The organism is Microbacterium sp. RU33B, assembly GCF_900155915.1.
In the GTDB taxonomy this organism is placed as follows: domain Bacteria; phylum Actinomycetota; class Actinomycetes; order Actinomycetales; family Microbacteriaceae; genus Microbacterium.
This window is the reverse complement of record NZ_FTPO01000001.1, coordinates 1,665,056-1,689,755: the sequence shown is the minus strand read 5'-3', so window position 1 is coordinate 1,689,755 and position 24,700 is coordinate 1,665,056. Positions and strand designations below refer to the sequence as shown.

Below are 24,700 nucleotides of genomic sequence, written 5' to 3'. Positions count from 1 at the left end.
CCGCCCGCACCTTCCTGCTCTGGAGAATGAACCCGCAGTGACGCCCGATCGCAACGACCAGGGGCCGCTCGACGATGCCGAGAACGGCGTCCTCGGCGACTCCGCCAGCATCGACACCACGGCCATCGGAATCATCGGAGCGGCCAACGCCCAGGTGAGCGTCGCGCTGCCCTTCGCCGCCGACGAGGCCGATGACGACGACGACATCGTCGACGACGAGGTGCCCTACGTGATCGAGCTCGCCTCGCCCGACGAGATCGAGCAGCGCGACGAGCCCGAGCCCTCGGCCGACACCCGGTCGGCCGAGCCGTCGCCGACGCACGATCCCGACGTGCCCACGATCGACACCGCCGACGTCTTCGTCATCGAGGTCGCCGAGCCCGCGCCGATCGAGTTCGCGGCGCCCGCGTCCGATGTGCACGACGTCCAGGAGCTCGAAGAGGTCCGCGACGATCAGGACGTGCCGGACGATCAGCGCGTCGAAGACGTCCACGAGATCGAAGACGTCCACGAGATCGACGGCGCGCACGATTTCGAAGACGCCCACGAGGTTCACGACGTCCACGAGATCGAGCACGACGCGATGGCGGATGCCGGATCCACCGTGGCCGACGCGATCGCGGAGGCCGAGGCATCCGTCGCGGAGTCCGTCGCGCGCGCCGAGGCCTCCATCGCCGAGGCGATGGCCGGCACCATCGCGGCTGCGCCCGCCGAGACCGCTCCCGAGCCCGCGCCCGCCGCCGAGGCGGTCGAGCCGGCGCCCGACACCGCCGACGTCGCGGCACCCGCACCGGCGGTCGCGCCCGCGACCACGACGATCCCGGCGACCCGCTGGGAAGCGCAGCACCCCGAGGCTCCTGAGCGCCCCGACCGCGTGCACGCGGTCGAGCGCGTCACCCCCCGCACGGAGGTCACATTGAGTTCGAAGCGACTCGGCGAGTTCGAGGCCAGCCGCGAGACCGCCGATCTGCTGACGGCGGATCGACTGCTCGACCCGCACCAGGTCGTGCGTCCCGAGCCCGAGGGCGCGTGGCAGCACTTCGTGTACTCGATCTCGGGCAAGCGCATCAACCTCGGAGACGGCAAGCGCGCACGGGCGCGCAAGGCCCTCGACCGCCGCATCGCCGCCCCCCTGGTCGGAGGCGCCCGCTTCGTCCCGATCGTCTCGCGCAAGGGCGGCGTCGGGAAGACGACCATCACGACGCTGCTGGGCATGGCGCTGGCCGACGCCCGCGACGACCGTGTCATCGCCGTCGACGCCAACCCCGACCGCGGCACGCTCGCCGACCGCATCTCCAAGACCGGCGGCAAGACCGTGCGCGATCTCGTGCGCACGCGTGGCGAGGTGTCGGGCTACGCCGACATCTCCAAGCTCGTCGCCCGGGATGAGACGCGCCTCGACGTGATCGCCTCCGATTCCGACCCGCGGGTCTCCGAGGCCTTCAGCGACCGCGACTACCACGACGTGGCGTCGCTGGCCGCGCACTACTACTCGATCGTGCTCACCGACACGGGCACGGGCATCGTCCATTCCGTGATGGGTGCGACCCTCGAACTCGCGGACCAGATCGTGGTGGTGGCGGGTCTGAGCGTCGACGAGGCGCGCCTCGCGTCCGAGACGCTCACGTGGCTCGAGACCAACGGCTACGCCGAGCAGGTGCGGGGCGCCGTCGTCGTGCTCAACACGGCGCGTCCCGGCGCGCCGCTCGTGCGGGCCGACGAGCTGGAGCGCCACTTCCGCACCCGGGTGCGTGCCGTCGTGCGGATGCCGTACGACCCGCACATCGCGGCAGGATCGGCGATCTCGTTCCGCGAGCTGCAGCCCGCGACCCGCGAAGCGGCGCGCGAGCTCGCGGCGTCGGTCGTGGAGGGCCTTCGCTCGCTCGCCTCGGCGGCGTAGGGCCGGACGCATGACAGTCCGCGCCATCCGCCTCTTCGGCGACCCCGTCCTCAGGTCGCCCAGCGACGCCGTCGGCGACATCGACGACGGCGTGCGCAGTCTCGTGCAGGATCTCCTCGACACGGTCGAGCTCCCCGGACGCGCCGGCGTCGCAGCGCCCCAGATCGGCGTCGGCCTGCGTGCCTTCAGCTACAACATCGACGGCGACATCGGCTACATCCTCAATCCCGTTCTCGTCGAGGTGCGCGGCGATGCCGAGCCGGTGGGGGAGGGATGCCTCTCGGTGCCCGGGCTCTGGCACGATGCGCTGCGGCATCCGTGGGCGCGCGTGGTCGGCATCGATCTCGACGGCGAGGAAGTCGTCCTCGAGGGCGACGGCCTGCTCGCGCAGGCGCTGCAGCACGAGACCGATCACCTCGACGGCAGGCTCTTCCTCGATCGTCTTCCGCCCGAGACGCGGCGCGTCGCGATGCGCGAGGTGCGCGAGAGCGACTGGTTCTAGAGCCTCGCACGCAAGGACGAAGGCCCGGGATGCAGCATCCCGGGCCTTCGTCCTGCCTGCTCAGCGAGTCAGTTCAGCGACACGTTCGTCGTCGAGACGGGAACCGCGTACAACTCCTCGACCTCGTGGGCGAAGTCGTCCATGATGACGTTGCGCTTGATGCTCATCTTCGGCGTCAGGTGCCCGCTCGCCTCGGTCCACTCGGTCTCGAGGATCGCGAACTTGCGGATGGACTCGGCCCGCGACACCTTCGAGTTGGCCAGGTCGATCGCCCGCTGCACCTCGGCCTTGACCGCACGGTTCGACGCCGCATCCTTCAGCGACATGTCGGCCGGCAGGTCGTTGTTCGCGAGCCACGTCGGCAGCATCTCGCTGTCGAGCGTGACCAGCGCCGCGATGAACGGCTTCTTGTCGCCCACGACGACGACCTGACCCACGATCGGGTTCGCGCGGATGGGATCTTCGAGGGCGGCCGGGGCGACGTTCTTGCCACCCGCCGTCACGAGGATCTCCTTCTTGCGGCCCGTGATCTTGAGGAAGCCCTCATCGTCGAACGTGCCGATGTCGCCCGTCTTGAACCAGTCGCCGTCGAATGCCGCGGCCGTGGCCTCGGGATTGCGCCAGTACTCCTTGAAGACGTTGATGCCGCGCACCTCGATCTCGCCGTCCTCGGCGAGACGGATGCCGACGCCCGGGAGCACAGGCCCGACCGTGCCGATCTTCGACTTGCGCGCCAGGTTGACCGTGGCGGGGGCCGTCGTCTCGGTGAGACCGTAGCCCTCGAGGATCACGACGCCGAGGCTGTGGAAGAAGTGTCCGAGGCGATCCCCGAGCGGCGCGGAACCGGAGACGGCGTAGACGACCCGGCCGCCCATGGCGGCGCGCAGCTTCGAGTAGACGAGCTTGTCGAACAGGGCGAACTTGATCTTCGTGAGGAACGGCACCTTCTTGCCGGCCTCGAGCAGCTTCGAGTGCTCGATGGCGGTGTCGGCCGCGGCGCGGAAGATCTTGCCCTTGCCGCCCGCTTCGGCCTTCTGCTCGGCCGAGTTGTACACCTTCTCGAACACGCGGGGGACTGCCAGCAGGAACGTCGGCTTGAACGAGCCGAGTGCGGGCAGGAGGAACTTGGTGTCGGGCTGGTGCCCGGTCTTCACACCCGCGTGGATGTCGAGGACCGAGATGAAGCGGGCGAAGATGTGCGCCGTCGTGATGAACAGCAGCGTCGACGCGCCCGGGGTCTCGACGACTTCGCGCAGCGCGGACGACGAGTTGCGGACGAGCTCGACGAAGTTGCTGTGCGTGAGCACGCATCCCTTCGGCCGGCCGGTCGAGCCCGATGTGTAGATCAGCGTCGCGATGTCGGCGGCGTTGGCGATCGAGCGGCGTCGCTGGATCTCGTCGTCGGAGACGTCCGATCCCTGTGCGATGAGCTTGTCGAGGTCTCCGAGGTGCATGCTCCACGTCGAGCGCACGAGCGGAAGGTCGGCGCGCACCTCGTCGAAGCGGGCGACGTGGTCGGCCGATTCGGTGATGAGGGCGATCGCGCCGGAGTCCTCGAGGATCCACTGCACCTGGGCGGGCGAGCTGGTCTCGTAGATCGGGACCATGACCGCGCCGGCGTAGAACAGCGCGAAGTCGACGCGCGTCCAGTCGTAGGTGGTGCGCGCGATGAATCCGACCTTGTCGCCGGGCTCGATGCCGGCGGCGACGAAGCCCTTCGCGAGGGCCTTCACCTGCCGCTCGAACTCGGCGGCCGTGATGTCGCGCCAGCCGTCCCCCTCGGGGGCCGCGAAAAGCGCGAGGTTGGGTGTCTTCTTGACGCGCTCTGCGAGCAGGTCTGACACATTCGCCTGCGGATCGGCGGGAATGATGGCAGGGACTTCGAATTGAACCACGGCAGCTCCTTCGGTACCGGTCGGGATGTCAATCAGGGGGTGACTGCGAGTCTAACCGCACGAGCCGGCGCGTCCTTGCGATTGTGGAACCCGGTTCGCTCCGGCTGAGACTCAGTTTCATCACGGATCCCACGACGGTCCAGAGCCCGGATGCCGGGTTCTCGCGCGCACTAGACTTCTGTTCGCCGTCGCGCGGGCGCGGCCGGAAGGGACTGCGGTGCTCAAGGTCGGGATCGACATCGGCGGGACGAAGATCGCCGGGGGCGTCGTCGACGCGTCCGGCCAGATCATCGAGAAGCTCCGCCTCGACACGCCGCTGGACACCGGTGAGCTCGCCGATGCCGTCGCCGCCATGGCGCGCGAGCTCAGCAGCCGCCACGTCGTCTCCGCCGTCGGCGTCGCGGCGGCCGGGTTCATCGACAAGTCCCGGTCGACCGTCATCCACGCTCCCAACATCGACTGGCACGACGAACCACTCAAGGCGCGCCTCGAGGAGCGCATCGGGATGCCGGTCACGATCGAGAACGACGCGAACGCGGCCGGATGGGCGGAGTACCGCTTCGGCGCGGGCCGCGGCACGAGCGACATGGTCATGCTGACGCTCGGCACCGGCGTCGGCGGCGCGATCGTGTTGAACGGCCAGCTCTTCCGCGGAGGGCACGGGATCGCCGGCGAGCTGGGCCACACACGGTTCATGCGCGACGGCCTGCCGTGCGGCTGCGGCCAGAACGGATGCCTCGAGCAGTACGCGTCCGGGCGTGCGCTCCAGCGCGCCGCCAACGACATCGCCGACCACCATCCCCGCGACATCGGTGCGCGCCTGGCGGCGCTGCGCGACGAGAAGGGCGCCATCAAGGGCCCTTCGGTCTCCCGGCTCGTGCTGGAGGACGACCCCGGCGCCGTCGAGGCGCTCCGGCGCATCGCGACGGCGCTCGGCGAGGCGTGCGGCGGATTCCAGGCCGTGCTCGACCCCGAGCTTTACGTGATCGGCGGGGGAGTCGCGCAGCTCGGCGAGCTCCTCCTCGAGCCGGTGCGCATCGCCTATGAGACCGCGCTTCCGGGCTACGGCGAACGACCGGTCGCCGAGTTCGCGATCGCGCAGCTGGTCAACGACGCCGGCATCATCGGCGTCGCCGACCTCGCGGGCGAGGACGGATAGCCGATGTTCTACTGGCTGATGAAGTACGTCGTGATCGGGCCGATCGTCAAGGCGATCTGGCGCCCGTGGATCATCGGCCGTCGGAACGTCCCCGCCGAGGGTGCGGCGATCCTCGCCAGCAACCATCTGTCGGTCATGGACTCCGTCTTCCTGCCCCTCATGATCGATCGGCGCATGTCGTTCCTCGCCAAGAGCGACTACTTCACCGGCAAGGGGTTCAAGGGCTGGGCGACGCGTATGTTCATGAAGGCGACGGGCCAGATCCCCATCGATCGCTCGGGCGGCAAAGCCTCCGAGGCATCCCTCAACACCGGACTCCGGGTGCTCGGGCGCGGCGATCTGCTCGGCATCTACCCCGAGGGCACGCGCAGCCCCGACGGCAAGCTGTACCGCGGTCGCACCGGCCTGGCGCGCATGGCGCTCGAGGCCCGGGTGCCGGTGGTGCCGGTCGTCATGGTCGACACCGATTCGATGCTGCCGATCGGGCGCACGGTGCCGCGGGTCGTCCGTGTCGGCATCGTCATCGGAGAGCCGCTCGACTTCTCGCGGTACGCCGGGATGGAGGGGGATCGCTACATCCTCCGCTCGGTGACCGACGAGATCATGGTCGCGCTCCAGCGCCTCGGAGAGCAGCAGTACGACGACGTGTACGCGTCCACGGTGAAGGACCGCCTCCCCGCCTCCGCCAAGGCGTCATAGCGCGGCGTACGGCCCCCTGTCGCCGCTAGACTGGCCGGATGCTTCAGCACCTCGACGGACTCGACCACTGGCGGACACTGCCCATCAAGCAGCAGCCCCAGTGGTATGACGCCGAGCTCGTCGCCGCCACCTCCGCGGAGATCGCGACGCTCCCGCCGCTCGTGTTCGCGGGCGAGGTCGACAACCTGCGCGAGCGCCTCGCGCGCGCCGCCTCCGGGCGCGCCTTCCTCCTCCAGGGGGGCGACTGCGCCGAGACGTTCGCCGGCGCGACGGCCGAGCAGATCCGCAACCGCATCAAGACGGTGCTGCAGATGGCGGTCGTGCTCACCTACGGCGCGTCGATGCCCATCGTGAAGATGGGACGCATGGCGGGGCAGTTCGCCAAGCCGCGCTCCAGCGACACCGAGACCCGCGGCGATGTGACGCTGCCGGCCTACCGGGGCGACATCGTCAACGGCTTCGACTTCACGGAGGCGTCTCGTCTCGCCGACCCGGCTCGACTGCTCAAGGGCTACCACACCGCCGCGTCGACCATCAATCTCATCCGCGCATTCACCCAGGGCGGGTTCGCCGACCTCCGCGAAGTGCACTCGTGGAACAAGGGCTTCGCGCAGAACCCCGCCAACCAGCAGTACGAGCGTCTCGCGACGGAGATCGACCGCGCGATCAAATTCATGGAGGCGGCAGGGGCCGATTTCGACGAACTCAAGCGCGTCGAGTTCTACACGGGCCACGAGGGTCTGCTGATGGACTACGAGCGCCCCATGACGCGGATCGACTCCCGCACGGGCACGCCGTACAACACGTCGGCGCACTTCCTGTGGATCGGCGAGCGCACGCGCGACCTCGACGGCGCGCACGTCGACTACTTCTCCCGCATCCGCAACCCCATCGGCGTCAAGCTCGGGCCCTCGACGACGCCCGAGACGGCGCTCGAGCTCATCGACAAGCTCGACCCCGATCGCGAGCCGGGTCGCCTGACCTTCATCACGCGGATGGGCGCGGGCAAGATCCGCGACGCCCTGCCCCCGCTGCTGGAGGCCGTGAAGGACTCCGGGGCGGTGCCCCTGTGGGTCACCGATCCGATGCACGGCAACGGCATGACGACGCCGACCGGCTACAAGACGCGTCGCTTCGACGACGTCGTCGACGAGGTGCGCGGCTTCTTCGAAGCGCACCGCGCGGCGGGCACGTTCCCCGGCGGCATCCACATCGAGCTCACCGGCGACGACGTCACCGAGTGCCTCGGCGGCTCCGAGATGATCGACGAGGCCACCCTCGCGACGCGCTACGAGAGCCTGTGCGACCCGCGGCTGAACCACATGCAGAGCTTGGAGCTCGCGTTCCTCGTGGCCGAAGAGCTCGAGAAGCGCTGACCTGCTGGTCTCAGCACCAGTACCCCGGGTCGCTGCCGTCGCCCGCGGTGCGAAGCGGAGGGATGCTGCGCCAAAGGGCGTCAGAGTTCGTTTGCTCGGACTCGAATGTTCGTCCCCGGCAGCTGTAGCGAGCCGGGTGCGGGATCGGTCGACGCGACGCTGAAGAAACCCCAGAGCAGTTCGGGAACCGTGGTCTGAGGGTTGAATCCTGCTTCTCGAAGTTCGCGCATCGCGTCGCCAAGGCCCTCGCCTCTGACATCGGGGACTTCGATCGGCTGGGGGCCCTTCGAAACGATCAGCGTCATGCTCTCGCCGGGCCGCCAGTTGCCGCCTTCCGCACGGTCGGCGATCCGGATGACCCGCCCTGACTCGACGTCGTCGCTGAACTCCTCCTCGACGGATGCGACCGTGAGTTCCTTCGCGCTGAGCGCGGCGGTAGCTTCGTCAGCGGTCAGTCCAGCGACCGCAGGCACCGGACCGACCGAGATCGACAGTCCGGCCGTGTCGCCTTCGAACAGAACGCAGCCGTTCGTGCAGTTGCCGGGTTCGCCGCCCGCACGCGGCGTGATGGACACGGCGATGACCGAGTTCTCCGCGGCATCCGTGAAGTACCGCTGCGGGTCGTCGGGAACGCTCACGCGCACGGCCTCGAGGGTGGTCCGGGCCTCGTCCAGGCTCATCCCGAGGAGGGCCGGGATCGTGTGGTCCTGCGGGCCCTTGGAGACCCGGACGGTGACCGTCGAGTCCTGGTCGACGCGGTCGCCCGCTCCGGGGTCGGATCCGACCGTGGTGCCGGCCGGGATGTCGAAGTCGAAGACGTCTTCGCGCGCGGCCACGAGCGAGCGCTCCTGCAGCACGAGGACCGCCTCGTCGTAGGTCATGTTCGCGACATCCGGCACCGCGACCATCGACCCGGGTCCGGAGCCGAACCACCAGCCGGCGCCGCCGGCCACGAGGGCGAGGATGACCACGAGGGCGAACAGCCAGCCGCCCTTGGCCGCCCGGCGCCTGCCCGCCTGACGCAGGCGCGTCGCGTTGTCGGTCTCGTCGACCGCGGCCAGGGGGCCGGTGATCGTCGCCGGGAGCACCTTGGTGAGCTCGCCCGAGTCGGAGGTCTCGCCGAACGGCACGCCGACGGGCACCGCGCGGGCCACTTGCGGCGTGACCCCCAGCTCGCGCTCGATCTCGCGCAGCCGCTTGAGCATCTCGGTGGCGTCCACGGGGCGGTCGTCGGGATTCTTCTCGGTCGACCAGAGCACGAGCTCGTCGAAGGCCTCGGGAACGCCGGGGTTCTTCACGCTCGGGCGCGGCACCGAATCGGTCGCGTGCTGGAAGGCGATCTGCATCGGCTGCTCGCCCTTGTACGGCTGCTCGCCGACGAGCATCTCGTACAGCATGATCCCGAGCGCGTAGATGTCGCTGCGGGCATCGGCCGTTCCACGGGTGACGAGTTCGGGGGCGAGGTACGCGATGGTGCCGAGCAGCTGCGCGCCGGAGGCGGTGTTGGCGGTGGTCGCGCGCGCGAGGCCGAAGTCGCCGATCTTGATCCGGCCGTCTTCGGCGAGCAGCACGTTCTCGGGCTTGACGTCGCGGTGCACGATGCCGGCGCGGTGGGCGGCCGCGAGGCCGGACATCACGGCATCCATGATCGTGATCGTCTGCGCGATCGTCAGCCGCTTCTGCTCGCGCAGGAGCTCGCGCAGCGTGATGCCCGGAAGGTACTCCATGACCAGGTACGCCATGTCGCCGTCCTGGCCCTGGTCGAAGACGTTCACGACGTGGGGGTCGGCCAGGCGGGCGGCGGCGCGGGCCTCCTGGATGAACCTGCTCTGGAACACGGTGTCGTCGCTCAGATGGCCGTGCATGACCTTGAGGGCCACGCGCCGCTCGAGGCGCAGATCGGTCGCGACGTACACGGTCGCCATGCCGCCGCGCGCGATGCGCGCGCGCACCCGGTATCGGCCGTCGACGAGACGGCCGATCAGCGGGTCGGCCTGCTGACTCGTGCTCACGCTGAGAGTCTAGGTTCGGATGCCTGTGAGCCTCGGGAGCGGCTCACCCTGCGCCGCGTCGCGGGTGCTCAGCCGTGAGCGGCGAGCCAGGCGTACGCGGGCTGCTCCCACTGCGCGTAGCGGTCGGGGAACGCGGAGATCTGCACCGCTTGCGCCGCCTGGGCGAACGACATCCCCTCCCACCCCGGGATGTCGAGGAGGCCGCGGGTGCGGGTGCCGTTGGGGTCGGACGCGCCGCCGAAGAACACCTTCGTCGCCCGCACCGGGTCGCGCACCTCTTCGGCCGTGCCCCAGCCGGTGCTCGGCCGCTGCTGGAACAGGCCCAGCGAATCGCGGTCGCCCCAGTCGAGGTTGCGGAGCCACGACTCCTGCATCGCCGTGCCGAGCGCGATGGCGATCGCGCGGTCGGACACGCCGATCTCGCGACCCACGGCGATGATGAGAGCGGCGTTGGCCGCCTGCTCGGCGTCGAGTCCCGACGAGACGGCCGGGATCACCGCGACCGCGGGCGTCATCGTGACGGATGCCGAGGGCACCGTGATCGTCTGGCCGGGGTAGATGATCGTCTCCGCGGTGAAGCCGTTGGCCCCGAGCACGGCGGCCGTGCTGACGCCGTGGCGCTGCGCGATGGCCCAGACCGTGTCGCCCTTCTGGATCGTGTACGACACGCCCGCCGTGGGGGCCGGGGCGACGGGGGCAGCAGCCGGCGGCGCGGGCGCGGGAGCCGGGGCTGCGACGCCCGCGATCGTGAGCGACTGCCCGGGATAGATGATCGAGCCGTACCCGAGCCCGTTGGCGTCGAAGATCGCCTGGAGCGTCACGCCGTGGCGCTGTGCGATCCCGCTGAGCGTGTCGCCCTTCGCGACGACGTACGCGGTGCCCGCGGCCGGGGCGGCGGGCGCAGCGGCGGGGACGGCGGCCACGGCGCCGGTGAGACGCAGCGTCTGGCCGGGGTGGATGAGCGAGGAGGTGAGTCCGTTCAGCGCGAGAACGTCGGCCGACCGCAGGCCGTACCGCGTCGCGATCGCCCACACGGTGTCGCCTGCCTGGACGACGTAGGTCTCCGGGGGAGTCGTGCTCGCCGGCCTCGGCGCGGTCGCCGACACGTTCAGCACCGCCGCCGCTCCCGTGAAGACCGGTGTCTGCGGCTTCAGGAATGCCTGCGGACGCTCCTGCTCGGCGGCGTTCGCCGGCGCGGACGCCAGCATCAGAGCGATGGAGCCGGCGATGGCCGCCGGCGCAACGGCTGTCGTGGATCGCACGAGTTCCCCCTCAATGGACTCCGAAAACCGTGTCACGGATGTATACGCGTGTCAACGACTGATAAAGGAGGGGCAGATGTGCCTCGTGTGGTTATTGGGAATGGCTCGAGGCATGCGGGGAGTGCGATAGTTGCTTTCGTGACTTCTGACGCCACGCCTCCCATCGAAGCCGAATGGCTGACTCTCCCTGACCTCGTCGACCTCCTCGGCGAGCCCCTCAGCCGTGTGCGGCGACTGCTCGATGAAGGGCAGCTCCTCGGATCCCGACGGTCGGGCGCGCTGCGGGTGCCGGCGCTGTTCCTTCTCGGGGGGCAGCCGCTCGGGTCGCTCCGCGGCACCGTGACGGTGCTCCACGACGCCGGGTTCACCGACGATGAGGCGATCGACTGGCTCCTCGCCGACGTCGAGTCGCTCGGTTATCCGCCGATCGAGGCGCTGCGGGCCGGTCGTAAGACCGAGGTGCGTCGCGTCGCGCAGTCGCTGGCCTGAGTCGGCCTCGACGCCCTAGGTCGTCCGCACGGTCGCGGCCTGGGCGAGATCGCGCAGGCCCCCGACGGCCGCGTTGCCGAGCCGGGCGCCGGACAGTGCCCGCTCGGCCTCCTTCGCGTACGACGCGATGAGCTCCTCCACGCGGTCGAGCGCGCCCGTGTCGACGATCGTGCGCTGCACCGAGGAGATCTGCGCCGCATCCAGCGTCGGGTCGCCCAGGAGCTCGTCGATGATGCGACGCGCGGGGGGAGCGAGCTGCTCCCGCGTGAAGGCCACGAGCACCGTGCGCTTGCCCTCGCGGAGATCGTCGCCCGAAGGCTTGCCCGTCTCGCTCTCGTCGCCGAAGACGCCGAGCACGTCGTCGCGCAGCTGGAACGCCATGCCGAGCGGATGCCCGAACGCCACGAGCGCGGCGAGCTGCGCCGCATCCGCCCCGGCGAGAGCCGCGCCCAGTGCGAGCGGCTGCTGCACGCTGTACCTCGCCGACTTCAACGAGGCCACCCGCAGCGCACGGTCGGCGTGCCGGTCGTCGGGCTCGGTGGCGAAGGCGGATTCCTCGGCGATGTCGAGGAACTGTCCGATCGTGACCTCGCGGCGCATCACCGCGTACTCGTGCCGGGCGGCGGCCGCCACATCGCGCGGGGCCTCGACGAGTCCTTCTTCGAACAGGTCGTCGCTCCAGGCGACCAGCAGATCTCCCAGCAGGATCGCGGACGACCGCCCGAACGCCGCGGAGTCGCCGACCCAGTCGGCCGCGCGGTGCGAGGCCTCGAGCGCGCGGTGCGCCGCCGGACGCCCGCGCCGCGTGTCGGAGTTGTCGATGATGTCGTCGTGCACGAGCGCCGCGGCGTGGAACGCCTCCAGCGCGGCGGCGGCCGACACGACGTACGCCGGTGGGTCTCCGACGGGTCCGGATGCCTCGGCGACCGCGCGCCATCCGGCCAGGCAGAACCGGCCGCGCAGGCGCTTGCCACCTCGCAGCGCCGACGCGCCGGCCTCGACGAAGAGGGCCGCTTCGGAGCCCCAATCCGCCACGGAGGAGGTCTGAGCCGACAGGAAGGTGTCGAGTCGCTGAGAAACAGCCTCGATGGAGTCCGCAGTGGGTGACACGGGCCTAGCCTAGTGATCGACGGCGCGCGTAGAATCGAACCGTCAGGAACCAGCCGGGAAGGGGGACGCATGCCACTGTCCGAACAGGAGCAGCGTCTGCTCGACGAGATGGAACGCCATCTCATGCACAACGACGCCGATGTGGTCAGCGCGCCCCGTGACGGGCGGACGCTGAGCTACCGCAACATCGTCTACGGCACCGTGCTCGTCCTCCTGGGTCTCGGCGGTCTCATCGCCGGCGTCTCGATCCCCCTCATCGCCGTCGGCGTGATCGGCTTCATCGTGATGCTGGGCGGGGTCGTGCTGGCGGTCACCCCGACGCGTGGACTGAGCGGGCTGCCCACGGCATCCGGTCCCTCCACCAAGGCTCCACCTTCCTCCACGTCGTCGTCATCGTTCATGGATCGCATGAACGATCGCTGGGACAAGCGGCAGGGCGAGCGCTGATCGGCGCCTGACCGCTTCTTCCCTTCGTAGAGCACCGACCTTCGGGTCGGTGCTTTTTTTGTGCCCGGATGCCGGAATCCCGCGCCCCGCAGCCACGCTGTGGGGCGTTCGCCCATTCCGGGGTTCGGATGGGTGACAAAGTGGAGGGAAGTGGAGTAAAGTGGCGAGCAACCTGCGGGGGCCGGACTGAGGGGGTGACTGGCTGATGCTTTTGGGCACACACACTCCCAAACTCGACGACAAAGGCCGGGTCATCCTGCCGTCCAAGTTCCGCGACGACCTCGGTGCCGGGGTCGTCGTCACGCGGGGCCAGGAGCGCTGCCTCTACGTGTTCAGCACGGAGGAGTTCGAGCGCATCCACGAGCGGATCCGCGAGGCGCCGCTCACCAACAAGGACGCCCGGGCGTTCCTGCGCATGTTCCTCTCCGGGGCGAGCGCGGAGAAGCCCGACAGCCAGAACCGCATCACGATCCCGCCCGCGCTGCGCGCGTACGCGGGTCTGGAGAAGGAGCTCGTCGTGACGGGCATCGGCGCCCACGCCGAGATCTGGAACGCCGACGCGTGGAACGCCTACGCGGACGGAAACGAAGAGACGTACGCCGAGATGGAGCAGGAGGTGATCCCGGGCCTGTTCTGACCCCCTGATCGTGATCTCCAGCCGTTCACGCCCTGACGCACTTCCCCGGCGCCAGGTCGGGACGGAGGGGGATCAGGATCCGGGGGTCGGCATCCGGCAGAGCCCCGTCATCATGAGCCTCCGCGACATCCACACCCCGGTGCTCCTCGAGCGCTGCGTCGACCTCCTCGCCCCCGCCCTGCAGGCGCCCGGTGCCGTCTTCGTCGACGCGACGCTCGGCATGGGAGGGCACTCCGAGGCCTTCCTCGAGCGCTTCCCCGACATCCGACTCATCGGCCTCGACCGTGACCACGACGCCCTCCGCATCGCGGGGGAGCGGCTCGCCCGCTTCGGCGACCGCGTGACGCTCGTGCACACGGTCTACGACGGCATCGCCGACGCCGTCCGCGGAGCCGGCGTCGCGAAGGTCGACGGCATCCTGTTCGATCTCGGCGTCTCGTCGCTGCAGCTCGACGAGGCAGACCGCGGCTTCGCGTACTCGAAGGATGCTCCGCTCGACATGCGGATGGACCAGAGCGCGGGCACGACCGCCGCCGACGTGGTCGCCACCTACGGGGAGGGCGACCTCCGCCGCATCTTCGAGCGCTACGGCGAGGAGAAGCTCGCCGGACGCTACGCCCGGGCGATCATCGCCGCCCGCGCCGAAGCGCCCATCGATCGCTCCGGCCGCCTCGTGGAGATCCTGATCGCCGCGACCCCCTACGCGGCACAGCGCTCCGGACACCCCGCGAAGCGCGTGTTCCAGGCGCTGCGCATCGAGGTCAACCGCGAGCTGTCCGTGCTCGAGAGCGCCATCCCCGCTGCCCTGTCGCTCCTGCGCGTGGGCGGGCGGATCGTCGTGATGTCGTACCAGTCGCTGGAGGACCGCCTCGTGAAGCGCGAGTTCGCCGCGCAGTCGGCGTCGACCGCCCCCTCCGGACTCCCCGTCGAGCTGCCCGAGCACGCACCGCGGTTCCGGCTCCTCGTGAAGGGCGCCGAACTGGCGACCGCGGAAGAGATCGAAGCCAATCCGCGGGCGACGCCGGTGCGTCTGCGCGCCGCTGAGAGACTGCGGGAGGCCTCGTGAGCGCCCTCACCACCCTCGCCCCGGCGAGCCCGGCACGTCGCGGCGAACCGCGTCGACCCCTCCGCGCCGTCGAGCGCCCCGCGACCCGTCGGCGCCCGCGCGTCGCGTACGCCATCATCGCTCTCGCCGGCGCGCTGTCGATCGGCGCCGCGCAGATGGCCCTGTCGATCCTGACGACCCAGACCTCGTACGAGCTCTCGCAGCTGGGCACCGAGCAGCGCTCCCTCACCTGGCAGAAGCAGATCCTCGACGACGACATCGCCGGGCTCAGCTCGCCGCAGTACCTCGCGGCCAACGCGTCCGCGCTCGGGATGGTGATCATCGAGTCGCCGTCATACCTGCGGCTGAGCGACGGCGCCATCCTCGGCACCGGATCCGCCGCCATCGGCGCCTCGTCGATCGACGCGCTCGGTCGCGGCTCGGTTCCGAACGCGCTCATCCTCGACACGCCGCTGGTCACCGCCCCCGACGCGACGATCCAGGGCGTGCCCGAAGTCCCGATCGACGAGACCCTCGTCGACGGGCAAACCCCCAACACGCCGCCCGCCCTCACCGAGGGCCTTCCGACCCCGAGCACACACTGAGCACATGACGACGCGAAGCACCCGCAGTCCCCGCCGTCGCACCGTCGTGGCGCTCGCCGTCGTCCTCGCGGTGCTCGCCGCCTTCATCGTGCGGCTCGTCGACATCCAGGTCGTCAACGCGAAGGAGCACATCGCCGACTCGATGGAGAACGCGCTCGGATCCAGCAGGCCCATCTACGGCACACGCGGCGCGATCGTCGACGAGACCGGTCAGATCCTCGCGGGCAGCATCCTCCTCTACGACGCCGCGCTCGATCCGCGGAACATCTCGGGGTACGAGGCCAAGGGCGGATTCACCCGCACCGTCGACGGCACCACCTCCCTCGTGCCGTGGGCGCAGGCGACGGCGGAGATCGCCGCCGTCACGGGCCAGACGGCCGAGGAGATCGCGGCGATCGTCACGACGGCCGTCGCGGCGAACGCAGACACCCAGTGGGCTCAGCTCGCCAAGGGGCTCTCGACCGAGCAGTACCGCACCCTCGCCGACCTCGGCATCCCGTACCTCAGCTTCACTCCGCACCCCGCACGCACCTACCCCGACGGCGCTGTCGCCGGCAACCTCGTCGGCTACATGGGCACCGACGGCGCGGCGCTGGGCGGGCTCGAGCAGAGCCAGGACAGCTGCCTCCAGTCCACCGACGGTGCGCTCAGCTACCAGAAGGGCAAGGACGGCGTCGTCATCCCGGGCACCGAGACCGAAGACCCGGCGGTCGACGGCGGCACTCTGCAGCTCACGATCAACCGCGACCTGCAGTGGTACCTGCAGCAGCTCATCGCCGAGCAGGTGGTCGATCAGGGCGCGCTCTCGGGCAGCATCATGGTGACCGAGGTCGCAACCGGGAAGATCCGTGCCGCGGCGGAGTTCCCGACCGTCGACCCCAACGACGTGGCCGCCTCGAAGGCGGAGGACCGCGGCAGCCGCATCTTCCTCAACCGCTTCGAGCCCGGCTCCACCTTCAAGGCGCTCACGGCGGCGACCGTCATCGACGCGGGCGGGCAGACGCCGCTGTCGACGGTGACGGCATCGGGCCGCGAGACCTTCCCCAACGGCGCGCGCGTGGCCGACTCCTTCGGCCACCCCGCCAACCGGTACACCCTCACCGGTGTGCTCATCGACTCGTCGAACGTCGGCATCTCGAAGTTCGCCGAGCGCGTCAGCGCCCAGACGCGCTACGACTACCTGACGGCCTTCGGCATCGGGCAGGGGACATCGATCCCGTTCAACGGCCAGGTCACCGGCAACCTGCCGACGACCGACCGGTGGGACAACCAGAGCTTCTACAACATCGCGTTCGGCCAGGGCGTCGAGACCACGCTCGCCGAGCTCTCCGGCGCCTACCAGGCCATCGCGAACGACGGGCTCCGCGTGCCGCTGTCGCTCATCGAGGGCTGCACCCGCTCCGACGGCACGGTCGTCGACGCCGACACCTCGGCGCCGACGCAGGTCGTCACCCCCGAGACGGCCGTGCAGGTGCAGCAGATGCTCGCCAACGTCGCGACCCAGGCGGGCGTCGCCAAGGCGGTCGCCGTTCCCGGCTACAACGTCGCGGAGAAGACGGGAACCGGTGAGAAGAGCAACGGCGCCGGCGGCTACAAGTCGGGTGTGTACTTCACCACGATGGTCGGATTCGCGCCCGCCGAGAACCCGCAGTACATCGTCGCCGTCACCCTCGACGAGCCGACTCGGATAAAGTCGTCGGGGGCCAACGCCTCCGCATGGCAGAAGGCCATGACGCAGGTCCTCAAGACCTACCGCGTCATGCCGTCGACAGAGGCAGTGCCGCTGCTCCCCAAGTTCGGGTGAGCGGGCGGCGACCGGCCGGATAACGATGATCGCACTCACACTCGCTCAGCTCGCCCAGGCCGTCGGAGGAGAACTCCGCACCGCAGGGGCCGACACCCCCGACACGATCGTGTCGGGCGTCGTCGACACCGACTCGCGCCTCATCGGCCCCGGTGACGTGTTCGTCGCCAAGCCCGGGGAGGCGACCGACGGCCACCTGTTCGTCCCCGCGGCCGTCGACGCCGGAGCGGCCGCGGCGCTCGTCGAGCGGCACGTCGACGCAGAGATCTCGCAGGTGATCGTGCCGGATGTCGTGACCGCTCTGGCCGACCTCGCGCGCACGGTCGTCGGCACGGTCCGCGCCCGCGGCGACCTCAGGATCGTCGGCATCACTGGCTCCAACGGCAAGACGACGACGAAGAACCTCCTCGCCCGCATCCTGCAGGACGAGGGTGAGACCGTGTCGCCGCGCGCCTCGTTCAACAACGAGGTCGGGGCGCCGCTCACGATGCTGCGCGTGACCGATTCGACCCGGTACCTCGTCAGCGAGTTCGGGGCGAGCGGGCCCGGCGAGATCGCGCGCCTCGCGGGGCTGGTCGAGCCCGACGTCGGGGTCGTGCTCATGGTCGGCATGGCGCACGCGGGCGGCTTCGGCGGCATCGAGGCGACGTTCGCGGCGAAGTCCGAGCTCGTCCGCGCCGTGCGCCCGGGCGGTCTCGCGGTGCTCAACGCCGACGATGCGCGGGTGGCCGCCATGGCCCCGATCGCCGACGAGCGCGGGCTGCGTGTGCGCTGGTTCGGCCGGGGCACCGGCGCCGACGTGCGCGCCGACGACGTCCAGGTCACCGCATCCGGCACCCGCTTCACCGTGACGACCGGCGACGAGACCCTTCCGCTGCGCCTCCGCGTGCTGGGCGAGCACCACGTGGGCAACGCCCTGGCCGCGATCGCGACCGCGACGGCGCTGGGCGTCGGTCTCGCGGAGTGCATCGAGCGGCTCGAGACCGTCGAGCTCGCCGAACGGTGGCGGATGCAGCCGCTCGGCTCGGAGCGGGTGCGCATCATCAACGACGCGTACAACGCGAGCCCCGACTCGATGTCGGCCGCACTGCGGACGCTCGCGCAGATCGTCGAGCCCGGTCAGCGCACCGTCGCCGTCCTCGGGGCGATGAGCGAGCTGGGCGAGTACGCCGAAGAGGAGCACGACCGCGTCGGACTCCTCGCGGTGCGGCTCGGCATCCAGCGCATCGTCGTCGTGGGCAACGACGCGCGGCGCATGTTCCTCGAGGCCGTCGCCCAGGGCTCGTGGGACAACGAGGCCGTCTTCTTCCCCGACGCCGACGCCGCGTTCGAGTATCTGACCGGCGAACTGCGCGACGGAGACCGGGTGCTGGTGAAGTCGTCCAACTCGGCCGGACTCCGGTTCCTCGGCGATCGTCTGGGAGAATCGTTCTCGTGAGATCCCTCCTCAGCGCCGCGGCGATCTCGCTGGCCTTCACCCTCTTCCTGACTCCGGTCTTCCTGCGCCTGTTCCGCAAGTGGGGGTGGGGTCAGGTCATCCGCACCCCGGAGGACGGCAACAACCCCCAGCACCACCAGAAGCGCGGCACGCCCACGATGGGCGGGATCATCTTCGTGCTCGGCACGATGGTCGGCTACTTCGTCGGCACGTACGCCGGCGGATCTCCGCCCACCATCTCGGGGCTGCTCGTCATCTGGATGATGGTGGGCTTCGCGATCGTCGGATTCATCGACGACTACATGAAGGTGCGCAGTCAGCGCAGCCTCGGGCTCTCGGGCTGGCGCAAGATCCTGGGTCAGGCCATCGTCATCGTGCCGTGGGCGCTGATCTCCCTGCAGTTCGCGAACCGGTGGGGGCAGACCCCCGCGTCGCCGTACGTGTCCTTCTTCCGCGACATCCCGGTCCTCAACTTCATGGCCCTGGGCGTCGCCGTCGGAACGATCCTGTTCATCCTGTGGATCACCTTCATCGGCGTCGCCTGGTCGAACTCGACGAACGTGACGGACGGCCTGGACGGCCTCGCCGCGGGCGCCGGCGTCTTCACGATCGGCGCGATGAGCCTCGTGACGTTCTGGCAGTTCCAGCAGCGCTGCAATTCGCAGGCGCTGGTGGATGCCTACCAGTCGGCCTGCTACCAGACCAGGGACCCGCTCGACCTCACGATCATCGCGGCGGCGTTCGCCGCCGGACTCGTCGGATTCCTGTGGTGGAACGCGCCCAAGGCCGAGGTCTTCATGGGCGACACGGGCTCGATGGCGATCGGCGGCGTCATCGCGGCGCTGTCGATCCTGTCGCGCACCGAGATCCTCGCGGTCATCGTGTGCGGCGTCTTCATCATCGGCACGGGGTCGGTGACGCTCCAGCGGGCGTACTTCAAGTTCACGAAGGGTCGGCGGCTCTTCCTGAACAGTCCGTTCCACCATCACCTGGAGATGCGCGGGTGGTCCGAGACCACGATCGTCGTGCGCATGTGGATCATCGCCGCGATCCTCGCGGTGACGGGCGTCGGCTTCATGTACGTCGAGTGGCTGACCCAGACATGACCTCCGCCCGCCTTGATTCGCTGACGAGCTGGCACTCCGACTGGAAGGGCCTGCGCGTCGCCGTCCTCGGGCTGTCGGTCACGGGCTTCGCCGCGGCCGACACGCTCACCGAGCTCGGCGCCGAGGTGCTCGTGCTCACCGAGCAGGCCGCCGAGGAATACGCGCGCCTCGTGCCCGTCATCGGCGCGCGCCTGTGGACCGGTCCGCTCGACACGGTGCCCGACGAGCTCGTCGCGTTCGCCCCCGACGTCGTCGTCGCCTCGCCGGGGTTCGCGCCCCGGCATCCGCTCGTGGAATGGACGCGTGCGGGCGGCATCGCGCTGTGGGGCGACATCGAGCTGGCGTGGCGCGTGCGCGACAAGGTCTCGCGCCCCGACGGACGCCCTGCCGACTGGATCCTCATCACGGGCACGAACGGCAAGACCACCACGACGAGGCTGACGGCGACCATGCTCGTCGCCGGCGGCCTGCGCGCGGCCCCGGTCGGCAACATCGGCACGCCCGTGCTCGATGCCGTGCGCGACCCCGCTGGCTTCGACGCCCTCGTGGTCGAGCTCTCCAGCCACCAGCTCTGGTACCTCGGCCTCCAGAGCGGGCCGGAGCCCGTCTCGCCGCACGCCGCCGTGTGTCTGAACCTCGCCGACGACCACCTCGAGTGGCATGGGTCGGCCGACGCCTACCGCGACGCGAAGGCCCACGTCTACGACAACACGCGTGCCGTCTGCCTGTACAACAAGGCGGATGCCGCGACCCTGCGGATGGTCGAGGACGCGGAGGTCGTCGACGGCGCCCGGGCGATCGGCTTCGATCTCGGCGTGCCGGGACCGAGCGACCTGGGCGTCGTGGACGGCATCCTCGTGGATCGCGCGTTCCTCGACGACCGCCGCACCTCGGCGCTCGAGCTCACCACCGTCGCCGACCTGCGCGAGATCGGCCTCGCCGCTCCGCACGTGGTGTCGAACATCCTGGCTGCGGCCGGTCTCGCCCGCTCGCTCGGGGTGACGCCACGGCAGATCCACGACGCGCTGCGCGGCTTCCGTCTCGACCCGCACCGCATCGAGGTCGTCGCCGTCGACGGGGGAGTGACGTGGGTCGACGACTCGAAGGCGACGAACCCGCATGCGGCCGGTTCGTCGCTCGCCGCCTACCCCGGCGCCGTGTGGATCGTGGGCGGGCTGCTCAAGGGCGTCGACATCTCCGAGCTCGTCGCCCGCCGGGGCGGCACCGCGAAGGCCGCGATCGTGATCGGCACCGATCGGGTCGCGGTCGTGGCGGCGTTCGGACGACACGCGCCCGGGGTTCCGGTATTCGAGGTCGACGCCCCTGAGACTGAGAACGTCATGGCGCAGGTCGTCGAGATCGCGGCCGAGGTCGCTCGTGACGGGGACGTGGTTCTGCTCGCCCCCGCCGCGGCATCCTTCGACCAGTTCTCGTCCTACGCCGATCGCGGCCGGCGTTTCGCGGCAGCGGTGAGGGAGCGGATCGGAAGGGGGACCGATGGCGGAGAAGCCGACTCGTCGTCCTCCGGAGGCCCTGCCTGAGCCCACGCGCAAGCGCGGTCTGGCGGCCCGTGTCTCGCTCGGCAAGGCGTTCGCGCCGGTGCCCAGCGAGTTCCTGCTGATCGCCTCGACCGCGATCCTGCTCACCGTCTTCGGGCTGGTGATGATCCTGTCGGCGACGTCGGCCGTCGCGACGGCGCGCGGTGAGGCCCCCTACGACGCGGTGCTCAAGCAGGCCGTGTTCGCGGCGATCGGTCTGCCGCTCATGTTCATCGCTTCGCGCTTCCCCGTGTCGTTCTGGAAGAAGGTCGCCTGGCCTGCGCTCGTGCTGGCGGTCGGCCTGCAGCTCCTCGTGTTCACGCCCCTCGGAATCGAGAACGACGGAAACCGCAACTGGATCTCGATCGCCGGCCTGCAGGCGCAGCCGTCGGAGTTCCTCAAGCTCACCCTCGCGCTGTGGATCGGGTTCATCCTGTTCCGCAAGCAGACGCTCCTGTCGTCGTGGACGCATGTGTTCATCCCGCTCGTCCCGGTCACGCTCCTCGTGCTCGGCGTCGTGATGGCCGGGGAAGACATGGGCACCGCGATGGTCATCGCCCTGATGGCCCTCGGCGCGCTGTTCTTCTCCGGGGTCAAGCTGAGGATCTTCATCCTCCCCGCGATCCTGGGAGCCCTGGGTGCCTTCGCCTATGCGGTCACGAGTCCCGACCGCATGCGCCGCATCATGAGCTTCCTGAACCCGAACTGCATCGACGACTACTTCGGCGACTGCTACCAGCCGCTGCACGGCACGTGGGGACTCGCGGGTGGCGGCGTCTTCGGCCTCGGGCTGGGCAACTCGAAGGAGAAGTACGACTGGCTGCCGGCGGCGGCGAACGACTACATCTTCGCGATCGTCGGCGAGGAGCTCGGGCTCATCGGCTGCATCGTGGTGCTCGCCCTGTTCGCGCTGTTCGCCGTCGGCGCGTTCCACGTCGTGCGCAAGACGAACGACCCCTTCGTCCGCATCGTCGCCGGCGGCATCACGGTGTGGATCGTCGGTCAGGCGCTCATCAACATCGGCGTCGTCCTGCGCGTGTTCCCCGTTCTGGGCGTGCCGCTCCCGTTCATGTCGCAGGGCGGGACGTCGCTGCTGTCGGTTCTCATCGCGTCCGGCGTGCTTCTGTCGTTCGCCCGTTCCCTGCCGCCCGTGCGTCGAGTCGCCGGAGCGGATGCCGTCGCCCGGCGCCGCGCGCCGGTCCCGCGCTCTCCCGCCCGCACCGGCGCTCCGGCCGCGGCGGGTAAAGTCGCCGGGTGACCACGTACCTCCTCGCCGGCGGCGGCACCGCCGGGCACGTCAATCCGCTGCTCGCGGTGGCCGATGCGCTGCGGGCGCGCGATCCCGAGGCGGTGGTGCTCGTGCTCGGCACGAAGGAGGGTCTCGAAGCCCGCCTCGTGCCCGAGCGCGGCTACGAGCTGCTCATCGTCGACAAGGTGCCGTTCCCGCGCCGCCCGAATCGTGCGGCCGCGGCGTTCCCCGCGCGGTTCACGGGGGCGATCGGTCAGGTGCGCCGATACCTCCGCGCTCGTCGGGTCGATGTCGTCGTCGGTTTCGGCGGGTACGCGTCCGCACCCGCCTACCTGGCGGCGCGTCGAGAGCGCGTGCCGTTCGTCGTGCACGAGGCCAACGCCAAGCCGGGTCTCGCCAACGTCCTGGGCGCCCGGTCGGCGGCGCGGGTGGGAGTCGCGTTCGAGGGCACTCCGCTGCGGGGCGGGAAGGTCGTCGGCATGCCGCTGCGGCGAGAGATCGTCGATCTCGACCGCGCCGCGCTCCGCGTCGATGCAGCCGCGCACTTCGGGCTCGATGCCGCGAAGCCGACGCTGCTCGTGTTCGGCGGGTCGCTCGGCGCGCGCCGGCTCAACGAGGCCTTCGGCGGCGCGTGGCAGGACGTGCTCGCCGCGGGATGGCAGCTGCTGCACGTGACGGGCGAGAAGTCCGAGCTCGCCGACCCGGGTGTTCCGGGCTGCGCCGTCGTGCGCTACGTCGACCGCATGGACCTCGCGTTCGCCCTCGCCGACTTCATCGTGTCGCGCTCGGGCGCGGCGACCGTCAGCGAGATCAGCGCCCTCGGCATCCCCGCCGTGTACGTGCCGTACGCGGTGGGCAACGGCGAGCAGGCGCTCAATGCCGCCTCCGCCGTCCGCGCGGGCGCTGCCGTCCTGATCCCGGATGCCGCCCTCACCCCCGATCTCGTGCGATCGGAGATCGTGCCGCTCCTGCTCGACGCCGACCGCCGAGCCGCGATGGCAGCCGCCGCCGAGACGGCGGGCACACGCACCGGGAGCGAGAACGTGGTCGCGCTGATCGACGAGGCGCTCGCGCGCTGACGGGCTCTCCCGCCCTGGCGGCCGACTCGCGGTGGGCGTGTCAGGTGGCCGGGCCCGAAGCGCGCAGCGCCGCCGCCACGAGGGCGAGGGCCTGATCGGCGTCGAGTCGCAGCATCCGCACCTGCTCGGCGAACGCCGCGGCCGCGCGCTGCGCCTGCTGCAGCGCGGGGTCGCCCTGCGGCGACACGAAGGTGCCGTTGCGCCCGCGGGTCTCGATGAACCCGGATGCCTCGAGCTCACGGTACGCGCGCGCCACCGTGCCGGGCGCCAGGCCGAGATCGTCCGCGAGCCTGCGCACGGTGGGCAGCCGGGCGCCCGCGACGAGCTCGCCCGAGGCGACCGCATCCACGAGCTGCGCGCGCAGCTGCTCGAACGGCGGAAGGGGCGAGCGCGGATCGATGACGATCATGATGCGACCGGTGCCGGCGCAGGCGCCCGCAGGAACTCGGGGTACAGGGCCGCGGGGAGCTTCCCCGTGCCCAGCGTGTAGAGCACCTGCAGGAGCGGAATGCCCCACCACGGGAACAGGCCCATCAGGGTGGCCAGCTCCGGGGTCTGCGCGGGGAGGAACAGCGACACGAGGAGGGTCGTGGCCATGCCGAACGGCAGCCACGCGGTCATCGCGGCGCTCATGCGCAGAGTGCTGAGCGCGTCGGCGCGGAACAGGTCGTCCCACGCGAGTTCGAGGGTGTCCGATGCGGGCTGCGGCTGGTCGAGGATCCGTCGCTCGGCCCAGCGCGTGCCGGCCGTCGCGGCGATCGCCAGCAGGAGTGCGCCGGCCGTGGAGAGCAGGGCGGAGATCGCGGTGACGCCGAGGATCGTCGTGACCGAGAGCGCGGCGGTCGCCAGCACGGCGGCGACGAGCAGCACGACGGGGACACGGGTGCGCCAGAGCCCGACGTAGTCGCGGGTCCGGAGGGCGACCGGGCGGGCGACGCGCGGCGCCTCGGGAACGGGGGAGAACATGCGCTCGCGAAGCTGCGCCGCGAGGGTTCCTGCAGCGAGCACGACCATCAGGAGGATCAGGGAGAGGATCCACATCGCGTATGGGCTCGCCGCGAGCGGAGTGGTGAGGAACAGGACTCCCATCACGACGATCGCCACGAACAGGCCCCACATGTTCGCGCGGATGACCGACCTCAGGCGCGCTCGCACGCTCCGGTGCACGGCGTCGGTGCCGAAGGGGAGCCGGGCGCGCATCGACGTGGCGTACGCCCGGCTGTCGCCCCAGTCCGCTCTGCGCGACACGACCAGGATCACCGCGGGCACCGCCGCGAACACGCACAGCAGTGCCACGTTGAAGATCTCTGTAGGGATCCAGACCGTCCACGGTTCCATCCCTCCATTG

The 24,700-nt window shown here is 70.4% G+C and carries 22 protein-coding genes; 16 read left to right on the top strand and 6 right to left on the bottom strand.

The window, feature by feature from the left end:
* The first annotated feature begins 37 nt into the window (after positions 1-37).
* Positions 38-1,900 (top strand): MinD/ParA family ATP-binding protein, encoded by a 1,863-nt coding sequence (locus B0B14_RS16515; protein ID WP_076680934.1) that lies wholly within the window; start codon positions 38-40, stop codon positions 1,898-1,900.
* A gap of 10 nt (positions 1,901-1,910) precedes the next feature.
* Positions 1,911-2,402, top strand: a complete 492-nt coding sequence (locus B0B14_RS08245; protein WP_076680933.1) for a peptide deformylase — start codon at positions 1,911-1,913, stop codon at positions 2,400-2,402.
* Positions 2,403-2,470: 68 nt separating this feature from the next.
* Here B0B14_RS08245 and B0B14_RS08240 read toward each other — a convergent pair whose 3' ends face one another.
* Positions 2,471-4,297 carry an AMP-dependent synthetase/ligase gene (locus B0B14_RS08240; RefSeq protein WP_076680932.1) on the bottom strand — a complete coding sequence of 609 codons (1,827 nt, stop codon included), beginning with the start codon at positions 4,295-4,297 and terminating at the stop codon, positions 2,471-2,473.
* Between the two features lie 217 nt (positions 4,298-4,514).
* Between B0B14_RS08240 and B0B14_RS08235 the strand changes: the two genes are divergently transcribed.
* From B0B14_RS08235 to B0B14_RS08225, 3 genes are read left to right on the top strand one after another with little or no spacing between them, the layout of a single operon-like run.
* Entirely contained in the window at positions 4,515-5,456 is a 942-nt protein-coding gene (locus B0B14_RS08235) for an ROK family glucokinase (protein ID WP_076680931.1), read from the top strand.
* Positions 5,457-5,459: 3 nt separating this feature from the next.
* On the top strand, positions 5,460-6,155 hold the full coding sequence (locus B0B14_RS08230) for a lysophospholipid acyltransferase family protein (RefSeq protein ID WP_076680930.1): 696 nt from the start codon (positions 5,460-5,462) through the stop codon (positions 6,153-6,155).
* A gap of 38 nt (positions 6,156-6,193) precedes the next feature.
* A complete protein-coding gene (locus tag B0B14_RS08225) occupies positions 6,194-7,531 on the top strand; it encodes a class II 3-deoxy-7-phosphoheptulonate synthase (RefSeq protein WP_076680929.1) in 1,338 nt (445 codons plus the stop codon).
* A gap of 80 nt (positions 7,532-7,611) precedes the next feature.
* Here the strand turns inward: B0B14_RS08225 and pknB are convergent, their stop codons facing one another.
* The gene (gene pknB, locus B0B14_RS08220) at positions 7,612-9,543 is read right to left on the bottom strand and encodes a Stk1 family PASTA domain-containing Ser/Thr kinase (protein ID WP_076680928.1); all 1,932 of its coding nucleotides are present in this window, start codon (positions 9,541-9,543) and stop codon (positions 7,612-7,614) included.
* 68 nt (positions 9,544-9,611) lie between these two features.
* Complete coding sequence (locus B0B14_RS08215) at positions 9,612-10,805, bottom strand: muramidase family protein (RefSeq protein ID WP_256714298.1); 1,194 nt, start codon at positions 10,803-10,805, stop codon at positions 9,612-9,614.
* Positions 10,806-10,943: 138 nt separating this feature from the next.
* On the opposite strand from B0B14_RS08215, the gene B0B14_RS08210 reads away from it, so the two are divergent.
* Positions 10,944-11,294: an Rv2175c family DNA-binding protein gene (locus B0B14_RS08210; RefSeq protein WP_256714297.1), complete on the top strand. Its 351-nt coding sequence runs from the start codon at positions 10,944-10,946 to the stop codon at positions 11,292-11,294.
* Positions 11,295-11,309: 15 nt separating this feature from the next.
* On the opposite strand, the gene B0B14_RS08205 is transcribed toward B0B14_RS08210, so the two are convergent.
* Positions 11,310-12,404 (bottom strand): polyprenyl synthetase family protein, encoded by a 1,095-nt coding sequence (locus B0B14_RS08205; protein ID WP_076680927.1) that lies wholly within the window; start codon positions 12,402-12,404, stop codon positions 11,310-11,312.
* A 69-nt stretch (positions 12,405-12,473) separates the two neighbouring features.
* Between B0B14_RS08205 and B0B14_RS08200 the strand changes: the two genes are divergently transcribed.
* The 10 genes from B0B14_RS08200 (at position 12,474) to B0B14_RS08155 (ending at position 23,352) form a co-directional block, all read left to right on the top strand.
* Positions 12,474-12,851, top strand: a complete 378-nt coding sequence (locus B0B14_RS08200; RefSeq protein WP_076680926.1) for a DUF3040 domain-containing protein — start codon at positions 12,474-12,476, stop codon at positions 12,849-12,851.
* 205 nt (positions 12,852-13,056) lie between these two features.
* The gene (mraZ, locus tag B0B14_RS08195; RefSeq protein WP_076680925.1) at positions 13,057-13,488 is read left to right on the top strand and encodes a division/cell wall cluster transcriptional repressor MraZ; all 432 of its coding nucleotides are present in this window, start codon (positions 13,057-13,059) and stop codon (positions 13,486-13,488) included.
* A 112-nt stretch (positions 13,489-13,600) separates the two neighbouring features.
* Positions 13,601-14,554: a 16S rRNA (cytosine(1402)-N(4))-methyltransferase RsmH gene (rsmH, locus tag B0B14_RS08190; protein ID WP_076680924.1), complete on the top strand. Its 954-nt coding sequence runs from the start codon at positions 13,601-13,603 to the stop codon at positions 14,552-14,554.
* Positions 14,551-15,138, top strand: coding sequence for a cell division protein FtsL (locus tag B0B14_RS08185; protein ID WP_076680923.1), 588 nt, complete (start codon positions 14,551-14,553; stop codon positions 15,136-15,138). The genes rsmH and B0B14_RS08185 overlap by 4 nt, the downstream gene beginning before the upstream one ends.
* A gap of 4 nt (positions 15,139-15,142) precedes the next feature.
* A complete protein-coding gene (locus B0B14_RS08180; RefSeq protein ID WP_076680922.1) occupies positions 15,143-16,942 on the top strand; it encodes a peptidoglycan D,D-transpeptidase FtsI family protein in 1,800 nt (599 codons plus the stop codon).
* Between the two features lie 25 nt (positions 16,943-16,967).
* On the top strand, positions 16,968-18,380 hold the full coding sequence (gene murF, locus B0B14_RS08175) for a UDP-N-acetylmuramoyl-tripeptide--D-alanyl-D-alanine ligase (RefSeq protein ID WP_076680921.1): 1,413 nt from the start codon (positions 16,968-16,970) through the stop codon (positions 18,378-18,380).
* Positions 18,377-19,486, top strand: a complete 1,110-nt coding sequence (gene mraY / locus B0B14_RS08170) for a phospho-N-acetylmuramoyl-pentapeptide-transferase (protein ID WP_076680920.1) — start codon at positions 18,377-18,379, stop codon at positions 19,484-19,486. The genes murF and mraY overlap by 4 nt, the downstream gene beginning before the upstream one ends.
* Positions 19,483-21,027, top strand: coding sequence for a UDP-N-acetylmuramoyl-L-alanine--D-glutamate ligase (gene murD / locus B0B14_RS08165; protein ID WP_076680919.1), 1,545 nt, complete (start codon positions 19,483-19,485; stop codon positions 21,025-21,027). Before mraY ends, murD begins: the two co-directional genes overlap by 4 nt.
* On the top strand, positions 20,984-22,282 hold the full coding sequence (ftsW, locus tag B0B14_RS08160) for a putative lipid II flippase FtsW (RefSeq protein WP_076680918.1): 1,299 nt from the start codon (positions 20,984-20,986) through the stop codon (positions 22,280-22,282). The genes murD and ftsW overlap by 44 nt, the downstream gene beginning before the upstream one ends.
* The gene (locus B0B14_RS08155) at positions 22,279-23,352 is read left to right on the top strand and encodes a UDP-N-acetylglucosamine--N-acetylmuramyl-(pentapeptide) pyrophosphoryl-undecaprenol N-acetylglucosamine transferase (protein ID WP_076680917.1); all 1,074 of its coding nucleotides are present in this window, start codon (positions 22,279-22,281) and stop codon (positions 23,350-23,352) included. Before ftsW ends, B0B14_RS08155 begins: the two co-directional genes overlap by 4 nt.
* A gap of 40 nt (positions 23,353-23,392) precedes the next feature.
* Here B0B14_RS08155 and B0B14_RS08150 read toward each other — a convergent pair whose 3' ends face one another.
* Both B0B14_RS08150 and B0B14_RS08145 read right to left on the bottom strand, forming a co-directional pair.
* Complete coding sequence (locus B0B14_RS08150) at positions 23,393-23,761, bottom strand: GntR family transcriptional regulator (protein WP_076680916.1); 369 nt, start codon at positions 23,759-23,761, stop codon at positions 23,393-23,395.
* Positions 23,758-24,690 carry a hypothetical protein gene (locus tag B0B14_RS08145; RefSeq protein WP_076680915.1) on the bottom strand — a complete coding sequence of 311 codons (933 nt, stop codon included), beginning with the start codon at positions 24,688-24,690 and terminating at the stop codon, positions 23,758-23,760. The genes B0B14_RS08150 and B0B14_RS08145 overlap by 4 nt, the downstream gene beginning before the upstream one ends.
* Positions 24,691-24,700: the final 10 nt, after the last annotated feature.